The organism is Streptomyces sp. NPDC001222, assembly GCF_042896945.1.
In the GTDB taxonomy this organism is placed as follows: Bacteria; Actinomycetota; Actinomycetes; order Streptomycetales; family Streptomycetaceae; genus Streptomyces; species Streptomyces gibsoniae.
This window is the reverse complement of record NZ_JBIAXT010000031.1, coordinates 17,803-41,015: the sequence shown is the minus strand read 5'-3', so window position 1 is coordinate 41,015 and position 23,213 is coordinate 17,803. Positions and strand designations below refer to the sequence as shown.

At 72.1% G+C, this 23,213-nt stretch carries 17 protein-coding genes and 2 pseudogenes; 14 read left to right on the top strand and 5 right to left on the bottom strand.

Translation table 11 applies throughout. The features are described 5' to 3' along the window. The first annotated feature begins 304 nt into the window (after positions 1-304). From ACFY2Z_RS31975 to ACFY2Z_RS31925, 11 genes and pseudogenes are all read left to right on the top strand, one after another. A complete protein-coding gene (locus tag ACFY2Z_RS31975; RefSeq protein ID WP_390747553.1) occupies positions 305-1,153 on the top strand; it encodes a tryptophan 2,3-dioxygenase family protein in 849 nt (282 codons plus the stop codon). Then, positions 1,146-2,339 (top strand): kynureninase, encoded by a 1,194-nt coding sequence (kynU, locus tag ACFY2Z_RS31970; RefSeq protein WP_390747552.1) that lies wholly within the window; start codon positions 1,146-1,148, stop codon positions 2,337-2,339. Before ACFY2Z_RS31975 ends, kynU begins: the two co-directional genes overlap by 8 nt. A gap of 185 nt (positions 2,340-2,524) precedes the next feature. Continuing rightward, positions 2,525-3,451, top strand: a complete 927-nt coding sequence (locus ACFY2Z_RS31965; RefSeq protein ID WP_390747551.1) for an alpha/beta hydrolase — start codon at positions 2,525-2,527, stop codon at positions 3,449-3,451. A 148-nt stretch (positions 3,452-3,599) separates the two neighbouring features. Then, positions 3,600-4,670 carry an alpha/beta hydrolase gene (locus tag ACFY2Z_RS31960; RefSeq protein ID WP_390747550.1) on the top strand — a complete coding sequence of 357 codons (1,071 nt, stop codon included), beginning with the start codon at positions 3,600-3,602 and terminating at the stop codon, positions 4,668-4,670. Further along, positions 4,663-5,889, top strand: coding sequence for an acyltransferase (locus tag ACFY2Z_RS31955; RefSeq protein WP_390747549.1), 1,227 nt, complete (start codon positions 4,663-4,665; stop codon positions 5,887-5,889). Before ACFY2Z_RS31960 ends, ACFY2Z_RS31955 begins: the two co-directional genes overlap by 8 nt. Continuing rightward, positions 5,889-7,217 (top strand): annotated as a pseudogene (locus ACFY2Z_RS31950) (sensor histidine kinase); the annotation flags it as partial. The gene ACFY2Z_RS31955 and the pseudogene ACFY2Z_RS31950, both read left to right, overlap by 1 nt. Positions 7,218-7,465: 248 nt before the next feature. After that, the gene (locus ACFY2Z_RS31945) at positions 7,466-8,140 is read left to right on the top strand and encodes a response regulator (protein WP_390747548.1); all 675 of its coding nucleotides are present in this window, start codon (positions 7,466-7,468) and stop codon (positions 8,138-8,140) included. 130 nt (positions 8,141-8,270) lie between these two features. Further along, positions 8,271-9,617 (top strand): sensor histidine kinase, encoded by a 1,347-nt coding sequence (locus tag ACFY2Z_RS31940; protein WP_390747547.1) that lies wholly within the window; start codon positions 8,271-8,273, stop codon positions 9,615-9,617. Further along, positions 9,614-10,285: a response regulator gene (locus ACFY2Z_RS31935; protein WP_390747546.1), complete on the top strand. Its 672-nt coding sequence runs from the start codon at positions 9,614-9,616 to the stop codon at positions 10,283-10,285. Before ACFY2Z_RS31940 ends, ACFY2Z_RS31935 begins: the two co-directional genes overlap by 4 nt. Positions 10,286-10,341: 56 nt before the next feature. Next, entirely contained in the window at positions 10,342-11,562 is a 1,221-nt protein-coding gene (locus tag ACFY2Z_RS31930; protein ID WP_390747545.1) for a cytochrome P450, read from the top strand. Positions 11,563-11,681: 119 nt separating this feature from the next. Further along, positions 11,682-12,243, top strand: a pseudogene (locus ACFY2Z_RS31925) (Uma2 family endonuclease). A 7-nt stretch (positions 12,244-12,250) separates the two neighbouring features. On the opposite strand, the gene ACFY2Z_RS31920 reads toward ACFY2Z_RS31925, so the two are convergent. Further along, positions 12,251-13,861: an ABC transporter permease gene (locus tag ACFY2Z_RS31920; RefSeq protein WP_390747544.1), complete on the bottom strand. Its 1,611-nt coding sequence runs from the start codon at positions 13,859-13,861 to the stop codon at positions 12,251-12,253. Then, the gene (locus ACFY2Z_RS31915) at positions 13,858-14,823 is read right to left on the bottom strand and encodes an ATP-binding cassette domain-containing protein (RefSeq protein ID WP_390747543.1); all 966 of its coding nucleotides are present in this window, start codon (positions 14,821-14,823) and stop codon (positions 13,858-13,860) included. Before ACFY2Z_RS31915 ends, ACFY2Z_RS31920 begins: the two co-directional genes overlap by 4 nt. A gap of 102 nt (positions 14,824-14,925) precedes the next feature. Between ACFY2Z_RS31915 and ACFY2Z_RS31910 the strand changes: the two genes are divergently transcribed. Then, the gene (locus tag ACFY2Z_RS31910) at positions 14,926-15,423 is read left to right on the top strand and encodes a GbsR/MarR family transcriptional regulator (protein ID WP_390747542.1); all 498 of its coding nucleotides are present in this window, start codon (positions 14,926-14,928) and stop codon (positions 15,421-15,423) included. Between the two features lie 185 nt (positions 15,424-15,608). Here ACFY2Z_RS31910 and ACFY2Z_RS31905 read toward each other — a convergent pair whose 3' ends face one another. After that, a complete protein-coding gene (locus tag ACFY2Z_RS31905; protein WP_390747541.1) occupies positions 15,609-16,460 on the bottom strand; it encodes a diacylglycerol kinase family protein in 852 nt (283 codons plus the stop codon). 195 nt (positions 16,461-16,655) lie between these two features. On the opposite strand from ACFY2Z_RS31905, the gene ACFY2Z_RS31900 reads away from it, so the two are divergent. Together ACFY2Z_RS31900 and ACFY2Z_RS31895 are read left to right on the top strand one after the other, a co-directional pair. Next, positions 16,656-17,939 (top strand): adenylosuccinate synthase, encoded by a 1,284-nt coding sequence (locus ACFY2Z_RS31900; RefSeq protein WP_390747540.1) that lies wholly within the window; start codon positions 16,656-16,658, stop codon positions 17,937-17,939. 207 nt (positions 17,940-18,146) lie between these two features. Next, complete coding sequence (locus tag ACFY2Z_RS31895) at positions 18,147-19,970, top strand: bifunctional metallophosphatase/5'-nucleotidase (RefSeq protein WP_390747539.1); 1,824 nt, start codon at positions 18,147-18,149, stop codon at positions 19,968-19,970. An 80-nt stretch (positions 19,971-20,050) separates the two neighbouring features. Here ACFY2Z_RS31895 and ACFY2Z_RS31890 read toward each other — a convergent pair whose 3' ends face one another. Together ACFY2Z_RS31890 and ACFY2Z_RS31885 are read right to left on the bottom strand one after the other, a co-directional pair. Beyond that, entirely contained in the window at positions 20,051-20,701 is a 651-nt protein-coding gene (locus tag ACFY2Z_RS31890; protein ID WP_390747538.1) for a hypothetical protein, read from the bottom strand. A gap of 16 nt (positions 20,702-20,717) precedes the next feature. Then, complete coding sequence (locus tag ACFY2Z_RS31885) at positions 20,718-23,186, bottom strand: glycosyltransferase (RefSeq protein ID WP_390747537.1); 2,469 nt, start codon at positions 23,184-23,186, stop codon at positions 20,718-20,720. Between the last annotated feature and the right edge of the window lie 27 nt (positions 23,187-23,213).

Below are 23,213 nucleotides of genomic sequence, written 5' to 3'. Positions count from 1 at the left end.
CGGGCGCCCGGCCGGCGGCGAGGACGACCCGGCTGGTGCCGTGCCCGGGGGCACCTCCCAGCCGCCAGGCTGGGGGAGCCGCGAGCCGGTGAACCTTTCCGGTCACAGCACCGGCGACGAAGACCACCTGGTCGGCGCGCGGACGACGCGGCCGGTGGCGAAAGGGTGGTCGAGGCCCGCCTGTGACCAGGCGGGCCTTGCGGGGCCCGAGTGCCTCACGCAGGATGCGGGTGGGGACCGGGGCCCCCGTGCCGGCATCGGCAGGGGCGGACCGCTACCCGGAGCACACACACAGGAGACAGCGATGTCCCACCAGGCTCATCGGTCCGAAGAGACTCAGGAGCCCGAGACTCCGCATCTCGACTTCCAGGGCACGACGCCGTACGAGGACTACGTCAAGGCGGACGTGCTCACCCACCTTCAGCAGCCCCTCTCCGACGACCCCGGCGAGATGGTCTTCCTGGTCACCACCCAGGTGATGGAACTGTGGTTCACGGTGATCGTCCACGAGTGGGAGACCGCGGCGCGCGCCCTGCGCGAGGACCGGGTACCGGCGGCGATCGACGCGCTGAAGAGGTCCGTACGGGAGCTGCAGGCCCTGAACGAGTCATGGCGGCCGCTCGCGCATCTGACGCCCGCGCAGTTCAACTCCTACCGCTCCGCCCTCGGCGAGGGCTCCGGCTTCCAGTCGGCGATGTACCGCCGTATGGAGTTCCTGCTCGGCGAGAAGTCCGCCTCCATGCTGGTCCCGCACCGGGGCGCGCCGCGCGTGCACGCCGAACTGGAGAAGGCGCTCCACGAGCCGAGCCTGTACGACGAGGTGCTGCGGCTTCTCGCGCGGCGCGGCCACCCGGTCCCGGCCTCGGTGCTGGACCGCGAGGTGTCCCTGCGCTACGAGCCCTCCGAGCAGGTGGAGGCGGTGTGGACCGCCCTGTACTCGGGGGACCCGACGGACGAACTCGCCCGCATGGGCGAGGTGCTGACCGATGTGGCGGAACTGGTGTGGCGCTGGCGCAACGACCATCTGGTGGCGACCCGGCGCGCGATGGGCGCCAAGGCCGGCACCGGTGGTTCCGCCGGGGTGGCCTGGCTGGAGAAGCGGGCGCAGAAGAACGTGTTCCCCGAGCTGTGGACGGCGAGGTCCCATGTCTGATCTGACCGAGAAGGCCAGGGACCTGGACGCGGCGGACGACCTGGCCGCACTGCGGGCCGAGTTCGTCCTCGACGAGGTCGTCTATCTGGACGGGAACTCGCTGGGCGCGCTCCCGGCGGCCGTGCCCGGCCGGATGGAGGACGTCGTCCGCAGGCAGTGGGGCCGGCTGCGGATCCGCTCCTGGGACGAGAGCGGCTGGTGGACCGCGCCCGAGCGGATCGGCGACCGGATCGCCCCGCTGGTCGGAGCGGCGCCCGGGCAGATCGTGGTGGGCGACTCGACCAGCGTCAACGTCTTCAAGGCGCTGGTGGCGGCCGTGCGCATGGCCGCGCGGGACGGGGACGGCCGGGACGAGATCCTGATCGACGCGACGACGTTCCCGACGGACGGTTACATCGCCGGGTCCGCGGCGAGGATGACCGGCTGCACCCTGCGCCCGGTGGCCCCGGCCGAGGTGCCGGGCGCCCTCACCGAGCGCACCGCCGCGGTGCTGCTGAACCACGTCGACTACCGCACGGGCAGGCTGCACGACCTGCCCGGTCTGACGGCCGCGGTGCACGCGGCGGGCGCGGTGTCGGTCTGGGACCTGTGCCACAGCGCGGGCGCCCTGCCCGTCGGCCTGGACGCGCACGGCGTCGACCTGGCGGTCGGCTGCACCTACAAATATCTGAACGGCGGCCCCGGCGCACCCGCCTATCTGTATGTGCGGCGGGAGCTGCAGGACCGCTTCGACTCCCCGCTGCCGGGCTGGAACTCGCATGTGGAGCCGTTCGGCATGCGCAGCGCGTACGAACCGGCGGCGGGCGCCCCGCGCGGCCGCGTCGGTACCCCGGACATCCTGTCCATGCTGGCCCTGGAGGCGGCGCTCGAGGTGTGGGACGGGGTGTCGATCGACGCGGTGCGCGCCAAGTCCCTCGCGCTCACCGACTTCTTCCTGGAGTGCGTGGCGGCGTACGTCCCCGAGGGCCGGGTGGAGTCGCTGACTCCGGCAACCCGTGCGGAGCGCGGCAGCCAGGTCGCGCTGCGATGCGAGGAGGCCGGTGACGTCATGAAGCGGCTGATCGAGAGCGGTGTGGTCGGCGACTTCCGCCCGCCGGACGTGCTGCGCTTCGGGTTCACCCCGCTGTACGTGGGCTTCGCGGACGTGGAGCGGGCGGCCCGGGTGCTGGCGGAGGTGGTGTCCTGAGCGCCGGGTGATCACAGCGGCCTGTCCGGGCGTGCGGCGGCCCCGGACAGGCGCTCCCTGCGTCCTCACGGAGCGTGACAACTCCGTGCGTACGCACGTCACCTGCCTGATACCGTCCCCGCCAACGGCCGATTTCCTCGCGGCCACCGCGTACGCATCCCGTTTCGCCGCAGAGAGGTTGGAGCATGCCGGACGACGCCGCCCCCCGCGATCCCGCAGAGCCGGACGAAGCGTCCGCTGCGGAGGAGGCGTCCGCCTTCTCGCACCCGCCGGTGGAACCGGATGCCACCGCCGCCTACGGCGGCCATCCCGACCAGGTGATCGACTTCTACGCCCCCCGGGAGGTGGACCCTGCGGGCTCGGTCCCCCTGGTGGTCGTCCTGCACGGCGGCGCGTGGCGGGCGCCGTACGACCGCCGGCACATCACCCCCTTCGCGGACTTCCTGGCCCGCCGGGGCTTCGCCGTGGCCAACGTCGAGTACCGCAGGGGCACGCTCATCCCGTCCCAGGCCGAGGGCTTCGACGGCCTGGGCGGCGGTACGGGACCGGTGGCGGGCCGCTGGCCGGACACCTTCGACGACATCGCGACGGCGTTCGACGCGCTTCCGGCGCTCGCACGCGAGGCGCTGCCGCAGGCCGACCAGCGCCGCACGGTGATCACCGGGCACTCCGCGGGCGGCCATCTCGCGCTGTGGGCGGCGGCCCGCCATGTGCTGCCGGCGGGCGCCCCCTGGCGCACGGACGGCCCGGCTTCGCTGCGGGGTGTCGTGGCGCTCGCGCCGATCGCGGACTTCCACGTCGCCGAGAAGCTCGATGTGTGCAGTGGGGCGGCGGCCCAACTCCTCGGCGGGGCAGCCCTGTTCGCCGAGCGCCGGCCGTACGCTGACCCGGCGCTCCTGCTGCCCACCGGTATCGCCACGACCCTTGTCCAGGGCCGCCGGGACATCGTGGTCCCCCTCGCGGTCGCCGAGTCGTACGCGGAGGCGGCGGCGCGGGCGGGCGAGGTCGTGGGCCTGACGCTGCTGGAGGACGTCGGCCACTTCCCGCTGATCGACCCGGCGGCGGACGCGTGCGCGGTGGTGGCGGAGGAGATCGCGCAACTGGCGTGGTAGCTCCCGGACGGCGTCCGGGTCATACCCGTCATACCTGAGAGCCAGTTCGCGGATGGGCTCTCCGGCGTGACGCCGACGACGTATCACGCTCCGTAACTTCCTTCTCGTGACAGCCCGATGAGCGGGCCGTCGGGAGGGGAAGGACGCGATGGGTCTGCGGGGGAGAGGGGCGTCCGCGGTCGCGTACGCCGACGGGGCGGCTCGCGACGACAGCGGCCGGGACCAGGCCGGGAACGGCCATGCGGGCGGGACCGCTCGTCCGGAGAGCCGCGGCCGACCGCGGCTCGCGCGGCTGCGCCGGGCCCTGCTCGCCGTGCTGATCGCCGGGGCCGTCGTGGTGCCTCTGTCGGCCGCCGCGCACCCCCGGATCCCGGCCCCGCCACCCGCCCGGCTCGGCCCCCTCTCGACGGTCACGCTCGACGGGACGTACGACGCCAACCGCGCCGACGCCGCCGAGGCGTCCCGGATGGCCGCGGCGCACGGCGACCGCGGGCGCGCCGCGGTGGACCGCGCCCTGGCCTCCCCCGCCCGTGACCTCCTGGCCTTCGACGGCCGGGGCGGCGGCCGGGTGATCGAGGTCCTCGGCGACCTGACGGCGGCGAAGCACATCGCGGTCCTGGTCCCGGGCTCCGACACGACTCTGGACACCTACGCCCGGTTCCGCGCGGGCGCGCTCGCCCTGCACCGTGCCACGGCTCCGCACACCGCGGTCATCGCCTGGCTCGGCTACGACCCGCCCCGCATGCTCAGCACGGCCGCGCTCACCACGGGCCGCGCCGGGCAGGGAGCGCGCGGGCTGGACCGGTTCGTGGCCGAACTCCGGGCGGCGCTGGGCTCGTCGCCGGACATCTCCCTCCTGTGCCACTCCTACGGCACCGTGGTCTGCGCCCGGGCGGCCGCCACCGCAAACGTCCAGGACATCGCCCTGGTGGGCAGTCCCGGCACGGGGGCGGACTCGGCCGCCGCCCTGCACACCCGTGCCCGCATCTGGGCGGCCCGCGGCGGCGGCGACTGGATCGCGGACGTGCCCCATGTGCGCACCGGCCTGCTCGGTACGGCCGTCGGCTTCGGCACCGACCCGGTGTCCCCGGCCTACGGCGCTCGTGTCTTCGCCGCGGGCGGCGGCGGCCACAGCGACTACTTCGTGCCCGGGTCGGTCTCCCTGGCCAACCTGGCCCGGATCGTGCTCGGCAGGACGTCGGAGGTGACCCATGCGTGAGCGGACGCGACTGAAGCCGACGGCGTCGGGCCGCGTGCGTGCCCTCGCGCACCAGGTGGCCGCCGTCACCCCCGCCGAGCGGGACCGCGCGGTCGACGCCCTGCGCGCCGTCGCGATCCTCGGTGTCGTACTCGGCCACTGGCTGGTGACGGCCCTGGTCGCGGACGGCGGTGCGCTGCACACCGCGAGCCCGCTGCACTTCATGCCCTGGCTGGCCCCGGTCTCCTGGGTCTTCCAGACGCTCGCCGTGTTCTTCCTGGTGGGCGGTCATGTGGCGACGAAGGGCCTGGCGTCGGCACGCGCGCGGGGTGACTCGTACGGGCAGTGGCTGCGCGCCCGGCTGGCCCGGCTGTTCAGGCCCGCCCTGGCCCTGCTGGCCCTGTGGACGGTGGCGGCCTGCGGCCTGCTCGCGGGCGGTGCCGACGCCGGGACCGTGCACACCCTGGTGAAGCTGGCCCTGTCCCCGCTGTGGTTCCTGCTGGTCTTCGCGGCCCTGACCGCGGCGACCCCGTTGGTCGGGCGCCTCAACCCGCTGTGGCCGCTGGCCGTCGTTCTCCATGTGGACCTCCTTCGGTTCGGACTCAGCGGCCCCGGCTGGCTGGGCTGGGTGAACCTGCCGGCGGGCTGGCTCGTGCCGTACACGCTGGGCGCGGCCTGGACACGCGGCGAGTTGGACGGCCGCCGCGCGGGCTGGGTGCTGCTGGCGGGCGGTGCGGCGGCGACGGCGGGGCTGGTGGCGTGGGGCGGGTACCCGGCGTCGATGGTCGGCGTGCCCGGCGCCGCGGTCTCCAACCTCGACCCGCCGACCCTGGCCGCGGTCACCTTCGGCATGGCCCAGTGCGGGCTGGCCCTGCTGCTGCGGACACGGCTGCGCCGGGCGATGCGCCGGCCCCTCGCCTGGGCGGCGGTGGCCCTGGTGAACCTCTCCGCGCTGACGATATTCCTGTGGCACCAGACGGCCCTGATGGCGACCAGCGCGACCGGTCTGCTCGCCGGCCGCCTGCCGGGGCTGCACACCGTCCCGGACGACCTGGCCTGGGCGGCGGCCCGCCTGGCCTGGCTCCCGGTCTTCGCTCTCGTCCTCATGGTGTGCTGGACGGCCTTCCGCGCCTGCGAACAGCGCGGCGCCCGGCGCCCTCCCCGGGTGGTCCGCTCCCACCGACCCGGCACGGCCCGCACCCCGGGGCCCAGGCCGACAGGCCCTAGGGTGGGCGGGTGATGCAAGGGGGGAACCGCGTCCGGCGAGGGCTGCGGGTGCTGCGCGACGACCTGTGGACCGTGCGGGCGGATCCGCTGCCCCCGTCCGTCTGGCTGCGCTGGGTGCCGCACGGAGTCGTGTGGCTGGCCGCGCTCGGGGTTCTGATCGGCGCCATGGCCCAACTCCAACGTCACGGCGATGTGTCCTCCGGAGACGCCTTCCTCATCGGGCTCGGCCAGAGCGGGGCCATGGTGCTGGCCCTGTGGCGGCCGATCCCGGCGTGGTGGCTGTCGACCACGGCGACGCTTCTCGGGGCGGTCGTGGTGCACGGCCCGTTGCTCGCCGGCCGGGCGGACGACTTCACCTGGCCGTGGACCGCGGCCGGGATCATCGCCCATCTGTTCGTGCTGCTGCTGCTCGCCCTGAGGGTCCGCACCCGTGTCACCGCGGAGGCGCTGGTCCTGACCGTGCTGGTCACCTACGTCCTCCAGGGCCTGTGGGGCGCGGGGAACTATCAGTCCACCGGCGTGGTCACGGTGGTGCTGTCGGCGGTCGTGGTGGTGCTCGGCACCGCCCTGCGCGGCCGCCGTGAGGCCCGCGCGGAGCTGGTGCAGCAGACGACGCTCACCGCGGAGGAGCGGTCCCGCCGCACGCTGCTGGAGGAGCGCAGCCGTATCGCCCGGGAACTGCACGACGTGGTCGCCCACCACATGTCGGTCATCTCCATCCAGGCGCAGGTGGCCGTGCATCTGACGGAGAACCCCTCCGACGAGCTGAAGGAGAACCTCGCGGGCATCCGGCAGAACGCCCTGGAGGCGCTCGCCGAACTGCGCCGGGTGCTCGGCGTGCTGCGCTCGGCGGACCCCGAGGCCCCCTACGGCCTCGGGGAGTCGGGCACCCGGGCCGCCCCGCAGGCCCCGCAGCCCACCCTCGACCGCCTCGACGCCCTGGTGGAGAACACGCGCGCCGCCGGGCTCGCGGTCACCATGGACGTCAGCGACACCCGGCGCACGGTGCAGCCGTATCCGCCCGGGGTGGAGCTGTCGGCGTACCGGATCGTCCAGGAGGCGCTGAGCAACGCCCTGCGGCACGCTCCGGGTTCGACGGTCCGCGTGGAGGTGACCCATGTCCCCGACGGGCTGCACCTGAACGTCGTCAACTCCCGCCCGAAGCGCCCCGCCCCGCCGTCCCCGGGCGCCGGGCACGGCCTGCTCGGGATGCGGGAGCGGGCGGCGATGCTGGGCGGCTACGTCACCGCGGCCAGGACGTCGCGCGGTGGCTTCTCGGTCTCCGCCTTCCTGCCCCGCGACGGCAGCGCCCCGCTCACCGACCCCGTGTCGCCCGCCCCGCGCGACGCCTCCGCCGACCCCGTGCCGCCCGCCCCGCGCGACGGCAGCGCCCCGCTCACCGACCCCGTGCCGCCCGCCCCGCGCGACGGCAGCGCCCCGCTCACCGAGCCCGTGTCGCCCGCCCCGCGCGACGCCTCCGCCGACCCCGCCGAAGCACCCGTCGTCCCCCTCGCACCACCGGCCGCGCCCACCGTCCGGCACGACGTCTCCGCTGCCGGTTCACCGCCCCCGACAGGAGAAGAGACCCCATGACGAGCGGCAGTATCCGGGTACTGATCGCCGACGACCAGACGGTGGTGCGGCAGGGCTTCACCGTGCTGCTCGACGCCCAGCCCGACATCGAGGTGGTCGGGCAGGCCGTGCACGGCAGGGACGCGATCACCAAGGCGGCCGAACTCGCCCCGGACGTCGTGCTGATGGACATCCGGATGCCGGAGATGAGCGGTATCGAGGCGACCCGCAGCATCACCGAGGACAGCCCCCATCCCAAGGTCCTGGTGCTCACCACCTTCGACCTCGACGAGTACGTGTACGACGCGCTGCGCGCCGGCGCCTCCGGCTTTCTGCTGAAGGACGCCTCCGCCGACCAACTCGCCGATGCGGTCCGGGTGGTGGCCGCAGGTGACGCGCTTCTCGCGCCCGGGATCACCCGGCGGCTGATCGCGGAGTTCTCCCGCCTCGGCCGCGCGCCGCGGACCCCGCTGAAGGACCGCGTCGGTGACCTCACCGAGCGGGAGACCGAGGTCCTCACCCTCATCGCCCAGGGCCTGTCGAACGCGGAGATCGCCGGGCACCTCGTGGTGGCCGAGCAGACCGTGAAGACCCATGTGGGCCGCATTCTGGTGAAACTGGGGCTGCGGGACCGGACCCAGGCGGCCGTGTTCGCCTACGAGTCGGGGCTGGTCCGCCCCTCGGGATACTGACTCCGGCCGTAGGGACACCGACTCCGCCCCCAGGACGGAAACGGGCCCGGCCCGTAGTACTTGAGACGGATCCCCGAGGACCCCCCTCACTGCTGACGACTCCGCCCGCGTACGGGCCTACCTTCTTCATGTGACCGAGACGACGCAGACGCAGACGGCGCCGGACGACGCGTTCCGCCCGTACATACCGCGCAGCCCGGAGTACCGGGCGGCCATGGAGGCCCTGAGCGGGCTGCGGCAGGATCTGTTCCACGACGCGTTCGCCTACCGTCCGCTGCCCCCGAAGAAGGTCGGCGGGCCGCTGGGCGGGCGGCTGTCCGGTCGTGTCCGCACGTACCGGGCCTGGAGTCGGCACATCGTGGTGGCGGCTGCCGGAGCGGCGGCGATGCTGGTCGCCATGGCGAACGGCAACGGGGGCGCGACCGGGCCGCTGTGCGGTCTGTTCGCCCTGGTGCCCGTGCTGCTGACGCTGGTCCGCCCGGTCGGGGCGCTCTGGCTGTCCTTCGCGGCGACCACGGCCTCGGCCGTCCTGAGCTCCTACTGGAGCGCCTGGCCCTGGTCGCCCGGCAGCTTCGTCTCCCATCTGACGGTGCTGACGGTGGTGGCCGCCCGCACCCGGCCGCGCACTGCGGGCTGGATGTGGCTGCTCACCGCTGCCTACGGGTTCGCCGCCCAGGCCGTGTCCGGCTGGAACCACTACGGCGGCGACACCTCGACCATGCTGGTGCTCTCCGCCCTCGCCCTGCTGGCCGTCACCGTCTGGCACATCCGCCGGGACGCGAAGCAGGAGGTGACCGCCCAGCAGACCGAGACCGCGCACGAGCGCTCCCGGCGCACCCTGCTGGAGGAGCGCACCACGATCGCCCGCGAGCTGCACGACGTGGTCGCCCACCATATGTCGGTGGTCGCCATCCAGGCGGAGGCCGCGCCCTACCGGGTGGAGAACCCGCCGCCGGAGCTGGAGAAGGCCTTCGTCACCATCCGGGAGAACGCGGTCGCGGCCCTCACCGAGCTGCGCCGGGTGCTGGGCGTCGTACGGGCCGAGGACTACGAGGCCCCGGACGCCCCGCAGCCCACCCTGGCCGACCTGGACGCCCTGCTGGCGAACGTGCGGGAGGCCGGGCTGACCGTGGACAAGGTGGTCACGGGCGCGGTGCGGGAGCTGCCGCAGGGCGTCGAGCTGTCGGCGTACCGCATCGTCCAGGAGGCCCTCAGCAACACCCTGCGGCATGCGCCTGGCGCGACGTCCAGGGTGGAGCTGGGCCATGTCCTCGGCGGGCTGGGCCTGCGCATCGTCAACGGCCCGGCGGCACATGTCCCGCTGACGAAGTCGACGCACGGCGCGGGGCACGGCATCACGGGCATGCGCGAGCGGGTCTCGATGCTGGGCGGGGAGATGACGGCGGGGAAGACGGACGACGGAGGGTACGAGGTGACGGTGTTCCTGCCGGTGGCCATGGCGGAGGACGCCGCGTGAGCAGTGGCACCGTCCGCGTACTGATCGCCGACGACCAGATGATGGTCCGCGAGGGATTCTCGGTGCTGCTCGGGGCGATGCCGGACATCGAGGTCGTGGGGGAGGCGGTCAACGGCCGGGAGGCCGTCGAACGGGTCCGTGAACTGGCCCCGGACGTCGTGCTGATGGACATCCGGATGCCGGAGCTGAACGGCATCGAGGCCACCCGGCGGATCGTCGCCGCGGACGGCACGGCGAAGGTGCTCGTGCTGACGACGTTCGACCTGGACGAGTACGTGTACCAGGCGCTGCGGGCGGGGGCCTCCGGCTTTCTGCTCAAGGACGCGTCGGCCCGCCAGCTCGCCGACGGGGTCCGTGTGGTGGCCTCCGGCGAGGCCCTGCTCGCGCCCTCGGTGACCAAGCGGCTGATCGCGGAGTTCGCGAAGCTGTCCGAGAAGCCGCGTCTGGTCCCCGCGCAGGGGGCGTACGGGGATCTGACCGACCGGGAGACGGAGGTGCTGGTGCTGATCGCGCAGGGCCTGTCGAACGCGGAGATCGCCGAGCGCCTGGTGGTCGCCGAGTCGACGATCAAGACCCATGTGAGCCGCGTCCTCGTGAAGCTGGGCCTGCGGGACCGCACCCAGGCGGCGGTGTTCGCGTACGAGGCGCGGCTGGTGACACCGGGCTGATCCCGCCGGCGCGGCACCCCTGGTCACGGAGGGGCCCGCCGGGCTAGCGTCCGTGCATGGCAGCCCCATCCGACCTCGCGTTCGACCCGTGGGACCCGGCGTTCCTCGCCGACCCGTACCCCGCCTACGCCGAGCTGCGTGCGCTCGGCCGGGTGCTCCACTACGAGCCCACCGACCAGTGGCTGGTCCCGCACCACGCGGATGTCTCGGCACTGCTGCGCGACCGGCGCCTGGGCCGGACGTACCAGCACCGTTTCACCCACGAGGACTTCGGCCGCACGGCGCCGCCGCCCGAGCACGAGCCGTTCCACACGCTCAACGACCACGGCATGCTCGACCTGGAGCCGCCGGACCACACCCGCATCCGGCGGCTGGTGTCGAAGGCGTTCACCCCGCGGACGGTGGAGCGCCTTGCACCGTACGTCCGGCAGCTGGCCGGCGACCTGGTGTCCCGGCTGGTGGAGGCGGGCGGCGGCGACCTGCTGAAGGACGTCGCCGAGCCGCTGCCGGTCGCGGTGATCGCCGAGATGCTGGGCGTCCCGGAGGCGGACCGCGCGCTGCTGCGGCCCTGGTCGGCGGACATCTGCGGGATGTACGAGCTGAATCCGCCGCAGGAGACCGCGCACCGGGCGGTACGGGCGTCGGTCGAGTTCTCCGACTATCTCCGCGAGCTGATCGCGACGCGCCGGAAGGAACCCGGCGAGGACCTGATCTCGGGTCTGATCGCGGCCTACGACGAGGGGGACCGGCTCACCGAGCAGGAGATGATCTCGACCTGTGTGCTGCTGCTGAACGCGGGGCACGAGGCGACGGTGAACGCGACGGTGAACGGCTGGTGGGCGCTGTTCCGGCACCCGGCCCAGCTGGCGGCCCTGCGCGCCGACCACTCGCTCGTCCCGTCGGCGGTGGAGGAGCTGATGCGGTACGACACCCCGCTCCAGCTCTTCGAGCGCTGGGTGCTGGACGAGATCGAGATCGACGGCACGACCGTCCCCCGGGGCGCGGAGATCGCGATGCTGTTCGGCTCGGCGAACCACGACCCGGCGGTGTTCGACGCCCCCGAGAAGCTGGACCTGACCCGCCGCGACAACCCGCACATCTCCTTCAGCGCGGGCATCCACTACTGCATCGGCGCACCGCTCGCCCGGATCGAACTGGCGGCGTCGATGACGGCCCTGCTGGAAAAGGCCCCGACGCTACGCCTGGTGGCGGACCCGCAACGAAAGCCGAACTTCGTGATCCGGGGCCTGGAGGGGCTGAGCGTGGAGATCGGCTGACCATCCGTTCGGCTGATCACGTGGCGATCCGGGTCGATGGGCGCCGTGGCTCGGAAAGCTGGTGCGTGCCTGCGAAGGGAGGCACCGTGACGGTCAGGGCAGAGCGCGCGTCGTCTCAGATGCCGGTGGACTTGTTCGAGCGCATCGCCGAATTCGCCGCCCGTGAGGACGAGACCGTCAGGTTCGAACTCATCGATGGACGGATCGGACTCAAGAAGGTGACGAATGGCAACCGCGGCGAGATCGTCATATGGCTGATCCGCCAGTGCATGCGGTCCCGGCCCGAGCTCAACCTCAACCCGACTCAGGGTTTGCAGGTGGAGGCCTGTCGCAAGGGCCAGGCGTTGCCCGGCGCGGTACTGACACCGGTGGGGCCACTTCACGGGTCAGGGCGACTGGGCGGCTCCCGAAGGCGTACTGATGGCGGTCGAGGTCACGTCGTACGACTCGGACACGCACAATCGTGACCGCGTGGAGAAGCCCCGCGCCTACGCCGAGGCGGGCATCCCCGTCTACTTGCTGATCGATCGGGACTACCTCTCGGTTGTCGTGCACAGCCACCCCGACCCGGAGGACGGGTACCGGGTCACTCATACGGTGAAGTTCGGCGAGAGTGTCACCCTTCCCGCCCCTGTCAGCATCGAACTCGACACCGAGGAGCTGAAGCACTGGGCCGACTGAGGCCCCCTCAGCCGCTCAAGTCCCGCCTCCGCAACCCCACCAGCCCCCCGGCCACCAGCACCGTCGCGAGCCCCGTCAGGACGAGCACCGGCGGCCAGTGCATCTCCCCGCCCGGCAGCTTCGGGAGATGACCGAAGGGGGAGAGGTCCAGGACCGTCTGCGGAAGGTTCAGTGCCGGGCCCACCCAGCCGATCAGCAGGGCCGCGCCCGCCACGCCCCACGCCCCCACCGCGCCCCGCGGCAGCACCCCGTAGAGCAGGACCGCGAGCCCCCCGATCACCCACACCGCCGGGAGCTGCACCAGACAGGCGCCCAGGATCGGGCCGGTCTCCTCGCCGTAGCCCGCCGCGAAGCCCAGGCCCGCCAGCAGCATGAGCAGTGCCGCGCCACCGAAGGCGATCACCAGATGGCCGGCGGCCCACCGCAGCCGCCCCACCGCGTTCGCCAGCACCGCCTCCGCGCGCCCCGAGGTCTCCTCGCCGTTCAGCCGCAGGACCGAGGCGACGATGTACAGGGCCGCGACCAGGCCCATGATGCCCACCATCGCGGCGAGGAACGTGTCCGTCAGCCCGGACCGGCCGCCCATCCGCTCGAAGATCTGGCGTGCCTTGTCGTTGTCGCCGACCAGCTTGGTCGCGCCGTCCGTCATTCCGCCGTAGACCACCCCGGCGAGGAAGAAGCCGATGCTCCAGCCCAGCACACCGCCGCGCTGCAGCCGCCAGGCCAGGGCGGCGGCCGAGCCGAGGCGGCCCCTCGCCGGTCCGGGGCGTACGGTCAGGAAGCCCATGCCGATGTCCCGGCGTCCGGCGAGGGCGTACGCCACCCCGCACTGGAGGAGGACCGCCGCGGCGAACAGCAGCAGCACCCACCAGCGTTCGCCGGCGTAGGGGCGCAGGTTCTCCAGCCAGCCGAGCGGGGAGAGCCAGGTGAGCACGGACGAGCCGCCGTTCGATCCGGCGTCGCCCGCGGCGCGCAGCACGAACGCCGCGCCCAGCACCGCCCCCGTCAGCCCGCGCGCGAGCCGTGCGCTCTCCGTCAGCTGCGCGACGATCGCCGCCGTCGTGGCGAACACCAGTCCGGCTCCGGCGACGCCCAGCCCCAGCGCCAGGGCTCCCGCGGCGCCCTGCCCCGCCAGACCGACGGTGATCACCAGGGCCAGGACGGCGTTCGCGACAGCCGCCGCGAGCAGCGCCGCCGTCAGCGGGGCGCGCCGCCCCACCATCGCCGACGAGATCAGCTCCTGGCGGCCGCTCTCCTCCTCGTCACGGGTGTGCCGTACGACGACGAGCAGGCTCATCACCGCGGCGAGCAGTCCGGCGTAGACGCCGATGCGCCAGGCGGTGAGCGCGCCGAGCGACTGGCCGAAGACCGGTCCGACCATCGCGCGCAGCGAGCTGTTGGCGGTCGTCTGATCCGCCAGATCGGCGCGTTCGGCCGCCGTGCCGTACAGGCCCTTCAGGGTGCCCGGCATCGACAGCACCATCAGGGCGTTGACCGCGATCCAGAGGGGGATCATCACCCGGTCGCGGCGCAGGGAGAACCTCAACAGGGTTCCGGTGCCGGCCAGTTGCCGTGATCCTCCGGTCCGCGCCGCGAAAGCCGTCGTCGCGGCGGTCATCGCTCCCCCAGGCTCTGCGCGGCGCTCGGCCGGGCGGACGCCCCCACCGTCTCTTCGCCGGCGGCCGGTTCGTCCTGGTAGTGGCGCAGGAACAGTTCCTCCAGCGTCGGCGGTGTCGACGTCAGCGACCGCACCCCCGACTCGCTCAGCGACCGCAGCACCGCGTCCAGCTTGTCCGTGTCGACCTGGAGTCTGACCCGGTGGCCCTGGACGTCCAGGTCGTGGACGCCGGGCAGCCGGGCCAGTCCGTTCGGCGGACCGGCGAGTTCGGCGGTGACGCTGGTCCGGGTCAGATGGCGCAGGTCGGCGAGCGAGCCGCTCTCGACCGTGCGGCCCTTGCGGATGATGCTCACCCGGTCGCAGAGCTGCTCGACCTCGCTGAGGATGTGCGAGGACAGCAGGATGGTCCGGCCGCGGTCCCGCTCCTCCTCGACGCAGCGCTGGAAGACCTCTTCCATCAGCGGATCGAGGCCCGACGTCGGCTCGTCCAGGATCAGCAGATCGACGTCCGAGGCGAAGGCGGCGACCAGGGCGACCTTCTGCCGGTTGCCCTTGGAGTACGTCCGCCCCTTCTTGGTCGGGTCCAGTTCGAACCGCTCGATCAGCTCCGCCCGGCGCGCCTGGTCCAAGCCCCCGCGCAGCCGGCCGAACAGGTCGATGACCTCGCCGCCGGAGAGGTTGCGCCACAGGGTGACGTCCCCGGGGACGTAGGCGATCCGTCGGTGCAGTTCGACGGTGTCCGCCCAGGGGTCGCGGCCGAGGACCCGTGCGGCGCCCGAGTCGGCGCGCAGCAGACCCAGCAGGACCCGGATGGTGGTGGACTTCCCGGCGCCGTTCGGGCCGAGGAAGCCGTGGACCTCACCGGACCGGACGGCCAGGTCGAGGCCGTCCAGCGCGTGGGTCCTGCCGAACGACTTGTGCAGTCCGGACACCTCGATGGCGAGGTCGGAGCTCTTGGTCATGCTTCGGAACGTACGCTACTTTCAGAAATTTGTGAAGTTAAGGAAGTGTATAAAGCATCGGTAGACTCGTTGGTGGTGCTGACCAGGGGAGATGATCCAGGGATGACGGAGCCGAAGACGGTGGAGCGGGACCCGGAGTCGGTCTCCCGGTTCGTGGAGCACTTCGCCGCGCAGCTCGTCGAGGCGGGCGTGCCGCGTATGCCGGCCCGGATCTTCGGCGCGCTGCTCGCCTCCGACACCGGCACCCTCACCTCCGCGGAGCTTGGCGAACAGCTGCAGATCAGCCCGGCCGCGGTGTCCGGGGCGGTGCGCTATCTGGCGCAGGTGCATCTGGTGTCACGGGAGCGGGAGCCGGGTTCGCGCCGGGAACGCTACCGGGTGCACAGCAACCAGTGGTACGAGGCCCTCACCAACCGCGAGGCCCTCATCAAACGCTGGGAGGAGGCCCTGCGCGAGGGGGTCACCAGCCTGGGCGCCGACACCCCGGCGGGCATGCGACTCGCGGAGACCCTCGCCTTCTTCGAGTTCGTCGAGGGAGAGGTCGAGGCGATGATGGAACGCTGGCGCATACACCGGGACCGGACCTTCGGGCGGGACTGAGCGAAACCGATCACGGCGCCGTGAGTGCCTCGCCGCTCCGAGTGGCGTCTGGTCTGCAATCAGGCGGAGGGCGCACCACGCCCCCGAGGCACCGGCTACGAGGTATCTGGTCCCCAATCAGGCGGAGGGCGCACCATGCCCCTGAGGCACCGGGCGGAGGGCGCACCATGCCCCCGAGGCACCGGCTACGAAGAAGCCGGCACCGTGAGCACCCAGGCTCCCTCCCACACCGTCCACGTCCTGCTCCGCACCGGCCCGCTCACCACCGCGTCCGAGCGGTAGCGGAAGTCCGCCCCCGACACCGTCACCGTCCGTCCCCGCGCCGCGAGCGGTGACGCCTCCGCGCCCACCGACACCGGGCGGACCTCCACCACGGCCGCCCCGGAGGAGTCCGGCGTCACCGACACTCCGGCCACCGGCTGGTCCAGGTCCACCAGCGTCACCCCGTCGACCTCGACCCGCAGCCGGGACGGCCCGTCCGGGGGCGGGGAGGCGAGCCGGGGCGGGCGGGCCAGGGTCCGTACCAGTGACTGGCGCACCCGCAGCCACGGCCGCGCGGACGCGGCCTCCTCGCCGAGGTGTGCCCCGTCGCGCTGGGGCGGCACCGACGGCACGGAGGGTATGCGCAGCTCCCCGAGCACCACCCCGTCGCTGTCGTCGGCCAGCAGATCCAGCCGCCGTTCCGCCCCGTCCAGGACGGCCCGGGCCGCCGCCACCGCTCCTGTCGGCACCCCGAGGGTCCGCGCCAGCGACAGCGCGGCCCCGACCGGGACCAGCGAAAGGGCCGTGGTGCCCAGTTCCCGCCGCCGGTGCAGCAGGGTCACCGCGCGCAGCAGCGCCCGGTCGTCGCCCACCACCACCGGCCGCCGCGAGCCCCGGCGATCCAGGGCCCGGGCGAATTCCTCCGGGCCGTCCGGGAGGCACACCTTCGTCGCCGCACGCGCGCTGAGCACGTCCTTCGCGATCCGTACGGACTCACCGTCGCTGTGACGGGCGACCGGGTCGATGACCACGAGGAGCTGGTCGGAAGTCGCCACCTCGGTCCTGCCTCGCTTCCTCGGGTAGCATCTTTGTGCAAGAGCCCCTTGCGCTATTGCGCCAGGGGCTTCGTCTATTCCGGGGCATCCGGTCCGACGGTTTGCGGCCAACGACGGCCGCGGTGCACGCGGCGGTGGACCCTCCGCGTACGCCCCTGACCTTGGACATGCCCCGCCCGGAAGGGGTGTACGCGCGTGCCCGCACTTGTGCTGCTCGGTGCTCAGTGGGGTGACGAGGGCAAGGGGAAGGCCACCGACCTGCTCGGTGGCTCGGTTGACTATGTAGTGCGCTACCAGGGCGGCAACAACGCCGGCCACACGGTCGTCGTGGGCGACCAGAAGTATGCACTCCACCTCCTCCCCTCCGGAATCCTGTCGCCCGGATGTACGCCCGTCATCGGCAACGGCGTCGTCGTCGACCCGTCGGTCCTGCTCTCCGAGCTGAGCGGTCTGAACGAGCGTGGCGTCGACACGTCCAAGCTCATGATCAGCGGAAACGCGCACATCATCACGCCGTACAACGTCACGGTCGACAAGGTGACGGAGCGCTTCCTCGGAAAGCGCAAGATCGGCACCACCGGCCGGGGCATCGGCCCGACCTACGCCGACAAGATCAACCGCATCGGCATCCGGGTCCAGGACCTCTACGACGAGTCGATCCTCACCCAGAAGGTGGAGGCGGCCCTCGAGGTCAAGAACCAGCTCCTCACCAAGCTGTACAACCGGCGCGCGATCGCCGTGGACCAGGTGGTCGAGGAGCTGCTCGGCTACGCCGACCAGATCAAGCCCTACGTCGCCGACACGGTCCTGATCCTCAACCAGGCGCTGGACGACGGCAAGGTGGTCCTGTTCGAGGGCGGCCAGGGCACCCTGCTGGACATCGACCACGGCACGTACCCCTTCGTCACCTCGTCGAACCCGACCGCGGGCGGCGCCTGCACGGGTGCCGGCGTCGGCCCGACGAAGATCAGCCGGGTTATCGGCATCCTGAAGGCGTACACGACCCGTGTCGGCTCGGGCCCCTTCCCGACCGAGCTGTTCGACGAGGACGGCGAGGCGCTGCGCCGCATCGGCGGCGAGCGCGGTGTCACCACCGGCCGTGACCGCCGCTGCGGCTGGTTCGACGCGGTGATCGCCCGCTACGCGACCCGGGTCAACGGCCTGACGGACTTCTTCCTCACCAAGCTCGACGTGCTGACCGGCTGGGAGCGCATCCCGGTCTGCGTGGCGTACGAGATCGACGGCAAGCGGGTCGAGGAACTGCCCTACTCCCAGACGGACTTCCACCACGCGAAGCCGGTCTACGAGTACCTCCCGGGCTGGCAGGAGGACATCACGAAGGCCAAGACCTTCGCCGACCTGCCCAAGAACGCCCAGGGGTACGTCAAGGCCCTGGAGGAGATGTCGGGCGCCCCGATCTCCGCGATCGGCGTGGGCCCGGGCCGGGACGAGACGATCGAGATCAACTCGTTCCTGTAGGCGCGGAGTCGTATCTCCGTCACGCCCCCGGTGAGGCTTCGGCCGCACCGGGGGCGTGGTCTTTCCATGGGGCATCCTTGACCTGCACATGGGGTCTTGGGGGTTTCGCGCGCAACCGGCGTGCCGCAACCATCTACGCGTGTAGTCCAGTAAATCCCCGCACAACACGCACAGTTGACCCCCTGACCCCAGTCCCAGGAGCCCCGAATGCCCGTCAGTCCCATGAACCGCCGGGAGTTCATGCAGAAGTCGGCCGTCACCGGTGCGGCCGTGGCCGCCACGGGTGCCGTCGGCACCGGTACGGCCCAGGCCGCCGAGGTCGGCCACAGGCCCGGAAAGGCGCCCCGCACCTGGTCGTTCTCCATCCTGGGCACCACCGACCTGCACAGCCACGTCTTCGACTGGGACTACTACAAGGACGCCGCCTACAGCGACAAGGCCGGCAACTCCGTCGGCGTCGGCCGGGTCGCCACCCTCATCAAGCAGCAGCGGGAGGCCAAGGGCGAGGACCGCGTCCTGCTCGTCGACGCCGGCGACATCATCCAGGGCACGTCACTGGCGTACTACTACGCGCGCGTCGACCCCATCACCGGCACCGACGGCAAGCACGGCCCCCGGCACCCCATGGCCGTCGCCATGAACCACATGCGCTACGACGCCGCCGCGCTCGGCAACCACGAGTTCAACTACGGCATCGACGTCCTGCGCAGGTTCGAGAGCCAGTGCCACTTCCCACTGCTCGGTGCCAACGCGCTGGACGCCAAGACCCTGCGCCCCGCCTTCCAGCCGTACACGGTGAAGCGGATCTGCGTCCCCGGCGCCCCCGACATCAAGGTCGGCATCCTCGGTCTCACCAACCCTGGCATCGCCCTGTGGGACAAGGACAACGTCAGCGGGAAGATGGTCTTCCCCGGGCTCGTCGAGCAGGCGAAGAAGTACGTGCCCCGGCTGCGCGCCCTCGGCTGCGACGTCGTCTTCCTGACCGACCACTCCGGCCTGGACGGCTCGTCCTCGTACGGCAGCGAGCTGCCCTACGTGGAGAACGCCTCCAACCTCGTCGCCGAGCAGGTCCCCGGCATCGACGCGATCCTCGTCGGCCACACCCATGTCGAGGTTCCCTCCTACACCGTCAAGAACGAGCAGACCGGCGAGGACGTCCTGCTGTCCGAGCCCTACTGCTGGGGCATGCGGCTGACCGTCTTCGACTTCGAGGTCGAACTGCACCACGGACAGTGGCGGGTCACCGACAAGAAGGCCCAGACCCTCAACCCCAACGGCGTCGAGGAGGACCCGGAGATCACCCGGCTCCTCAAGGCCGACCACGACCTCGTGGTGAAGTACGTCAACACCCCGGTCGGCACCTGCACCCAGGACCTCTCGGCGGCGGAGTCCTGCTGGAAGGACGTCCCGATCATGGACTTCATCCACCAGGTCCAGATGGCCACCGTCGCCACCGGGCTGTCCACCGCCGACGCCGCGCTCCCGCTCATCTCGGTCGCCGCGCCGTTCAGCCGGACCGCCGACATCCCCGCGGGCAACGTGACGATCAAGGACATCGCGGGGCTCTACATCTACGACAACACGCTCTACGGCAAGAAGCTCACGGGCGCCCAGCTCAAGGACTACCTGGAGTACGGGGCGAAGTACTACCACCAGGTCCCGGCCGGCACGAAGGTCGACACCGCGACCCTCACCAACGCCAACAGCTTCTGGGACTACATGTACGACACCGCCGCCGGGGTCGACTACGACATCGACATCGCCCAGCCCGAGGGGTCGAGGATCAAGAACCTCAGCTACAAGGGCGCCCCGGTCGCCGACGACCAGGTCTTCGTCGTCGCCGTCAACAACTACCGCGCCAACGGCGGCAGCGGCTACCCGCACATCGCCGCGGCCGACATCGCCTACAGCTCCACCAACGAGATCCGCCAGCTGATGATCGACTACGTGACGGCGAAGGGCTCCCTGAACCCGGCCGACTTCGCGGTCACCAACTGGAAGCTGACCCAGAACGGGACCCCCGTCTTCTAGGTCCTCTCGTGACCGCCGGGCGTGCACGCGTCCCGGCGGTCACCGTCCGCGGTTCCCGGGAGGGCGGTCGGGGCCCGTCCTCAGCTGAAGACGATCATCGAGCCCTGGGCGAGGCTGCGGGTCGCCGCCGCGTGCAGCCCCAGCCACACATGCCGTTCCCGGGCGAAGGGACTCGGGTCGTACGGGGCGGGCCGCGCCGGTTCCTCCAGCGCCGTGGGGGCGAGCGGCGCGTCCGGGGGCACGGGCGGGTTCGCCGGGTCGATGCCGATCGACGGAGCCACGAACTCCAGCTCCCGCAGCAGTGCCTGGGAGGACCCCAGCGGGCCGCCGCCCGTGAGAAGTTCCTCGTTCGCCAGGGGGTGCGGGAAGTCCACCGGGACATAGGCGCCCGCATGGTCGTAGTGCCACACCAGATGCGACTGCTGGGCCGTCGGCTCGAACATCTCCAGGAGCTGTTCGTAGTCGCCGCCGAGTTCGTCGACCGGCGTCACGGCGAGCCCGCACACCTGGAGCAGATAGGCGCGGCGCAGAAAGTGCAGCGCGTCGTAGTCGAAGCCCGCGACCGGCGCCACCTCACCGGTCAGCCCCGGCATGTACTGGTACACCGGCACCGGCGGCAGCCCTGCCTCGCCCAGCGCCTTGTCGTAGAGGGCGAGTTCCTCGGCGAACGGGTTGTCGGGCGTATGGCACAGCACGTCGACGAGCGGCACCAGCCACAGGTCACAGGCCAACAGTAAGCTCCTCGGGTCATCGGTGTGGTGCAGGAAGCGTAGTGCGCGCGGGGGCCGGGCGCCCGACGTCGTGCAGGTCCCATACCCACACCCCGCCGACCCACTTCCCGGGCCGCCCCACCAACTGGTCCACGGCCTGGCGCAACCGGTCCTGGTACTGCTGCGGGGCCAGCACCAGCACCCCCGCGTGCCAGTAGGCGAAGTCGGTCCGTGCCTGCGCCCGCCAGTTCTTGCCGATCACGGGCGCCACCCCGGTGAAGCTGATGTCGCGCAGCATGCTGGAGGTGTAGCGGGGGGCGGCGCCGTAGATGCCGACGCGCTCGTCGCCGTAGGGGCCGTTGAAGTACCCGCCGGGCAGCCTGAACTTCAGGCCCGTCGCGGTCTGCCAGTGCAGGGCCTCCGCGTTGCCCGAGTCGGGCAGCGGGATCGGCACCAGCGTCTCGTCCTTGCCGACGTACGCCTGCCAGGTCCCGTCCGCGATGAAGGCCGGCACCGGGGCCCGCTCCACCGACCGCAGCGGGGCCGGAAGGATCGGGATGAGGGCCGCGGCGACCGCCGTCAGGCCGATGAACTGGCGGCCTATGTGCGGTGTGTGCACCAGCCGCTCCACCGCCACGGCCAGCAGCATGCCGAGCGCGGGCGCGCACACCATCGCGACCCGGCCCTCGATGACCGACTCGAACAGGGGCTTGTCCGCGAGCAGTGCCCACGGCCCCGGGACCGTCATGTTCGTGAGGGGGATCTGGAACCGCGAGCCCAGGGAGAGCAGCGCGGCGGCCCCCGCCGTGAACGCCAGCGCCTTGACCAGCGCCCGCTCCCACAGCCGTACGACGATCGCGAACGTCAGCAGCGCCAGCGGCCAGCCGTAGAAGGCGTTCTGCTCGGTGGGGTTCGGGGAGAGCGCGTCCGCCGTCGTCCTGTCACCCGCGACCAGTGAACGCTCGGCGAAGGACAGCAGGGCCCGGGGGCTGTTGCCCATGTGGTCGGCGTGCAGCACCCGTGTGTAGCTCTGCGGGCCGAAGAACTGCCAGTACAGCGGCAGCGCGACCAGCGGCAGACACACCGCTGCGGCGATCGCCAGACCCTTCGCCAGCGGGCGCACGGCCGCCTTCGCCACCTGCGGGTGCAACGCCGCGTAGGCGCCCGCGAACAGCACCATGCCGACGGACGCCAGCAGCAGCGGCTCCTCGCCCAGGAAGATCTGGTACGCCGTCATCAGCCCGAGGACCACCCCGTCCCGCACCACCCACGTGCCCGTGCACAGCCGCAGCGCCCGCTCGATGATCAGCGGGATCATGAACAGCACGACGAAGTTCGGATGCGCGTTGGCGTGGCTGACCATCGGCGGAGCGAAGGCGGCGAGCGCCGCGCCGGTGAAGGCCGCGCCCCGGTGCCGTGCGACCCGCCGGACGATCAGCCGGTACCAGGCGGTGGCGGTGGCGGCGAGCCCGAGCGTCATCACCAGGGCGAGGGAGATCGCGGGGCCGAGGGCGAGGGTGACGGGCGCGAAGGGGACGGTCAGCCCCAGCATCACCGTGTTGGCCATGAGGTTCACCCCGTCGGGGAACCCCTGGAGGGTGGTGAAGAAGGGGTTGCGGAGATGGGCCAGGTTGTCGGCCGTCACCGCGAAGAACCACTCCCACTGGTTCTGGTCCTGCAGCGAGTCCGGGAGATAGTGGTGGTTCGGATCCGCCCAGCGGCCCGCGTACAGGGCCCCCGCCATCAGCAGGAACGCGGCGGCGGCGAGGAGGCCGGCGGGGCGGACCGAGCGCAGTTTGAGCGAGGTCAGCTCGGCGAGGACCCGGAGGTAGTCCAGCGGGCGGACCTTGGAGCCGGGCTGGTGCGCCCAGCGCACCGGCACTTCGGTGACGGGCCAGCCCGAGCGCCGGAAGTGCTGGAGTATCTCCACGTCGATGCCCCAGCCGGTGAGCCGGGACGCGGCGAACGCCTCACGGGCCCGGTCGCCGTCGAAGAGCTTGAAGCCGCACTGGGTGTCGCGGACGCCGGGCACGGCGACCCGCCGTATCAGCAGGTTCCCGGCCCGTCCGAGCAGCTCGCGGGCGAGGCTCTGATGCCGCTCGATGGTGGCGCCCGGCGCGGAGCGGGAACCGACCGCCGCCGAGTGCCCCTCGGCCAGCGCCTTGTCGAGCAGTTCCAGCTGCTCGATCGGGGCGGCCAGATCGGCGTCCGTGACCAGCACCCGGCGGCCCGACGAGGCGAGCACCCCGAGACGCAGGGCATGGCCCTTGCCGCGGTTGCGGGGGCTGGTGACGAGCCGGACGCGGCGGTCGCGGACCGAGGCGGCGGTGACGACGTCCCCGGTGCCGTCGGTGGACCCGTCGTCGACGACGAGGACCTCCCACGCGCCGAAGCGGTTCTCGTTGTCGCGCAGATACCCGGCGATCGCGTCGAGGGTGGTGCCGAGCCGCCCCTCCTCGTTGTAGGCGGGGACGACGACGGACAGGTCGATGGAGATGGCCGGCATGTTCTCTATGACGTCCGCGGCCCCGGG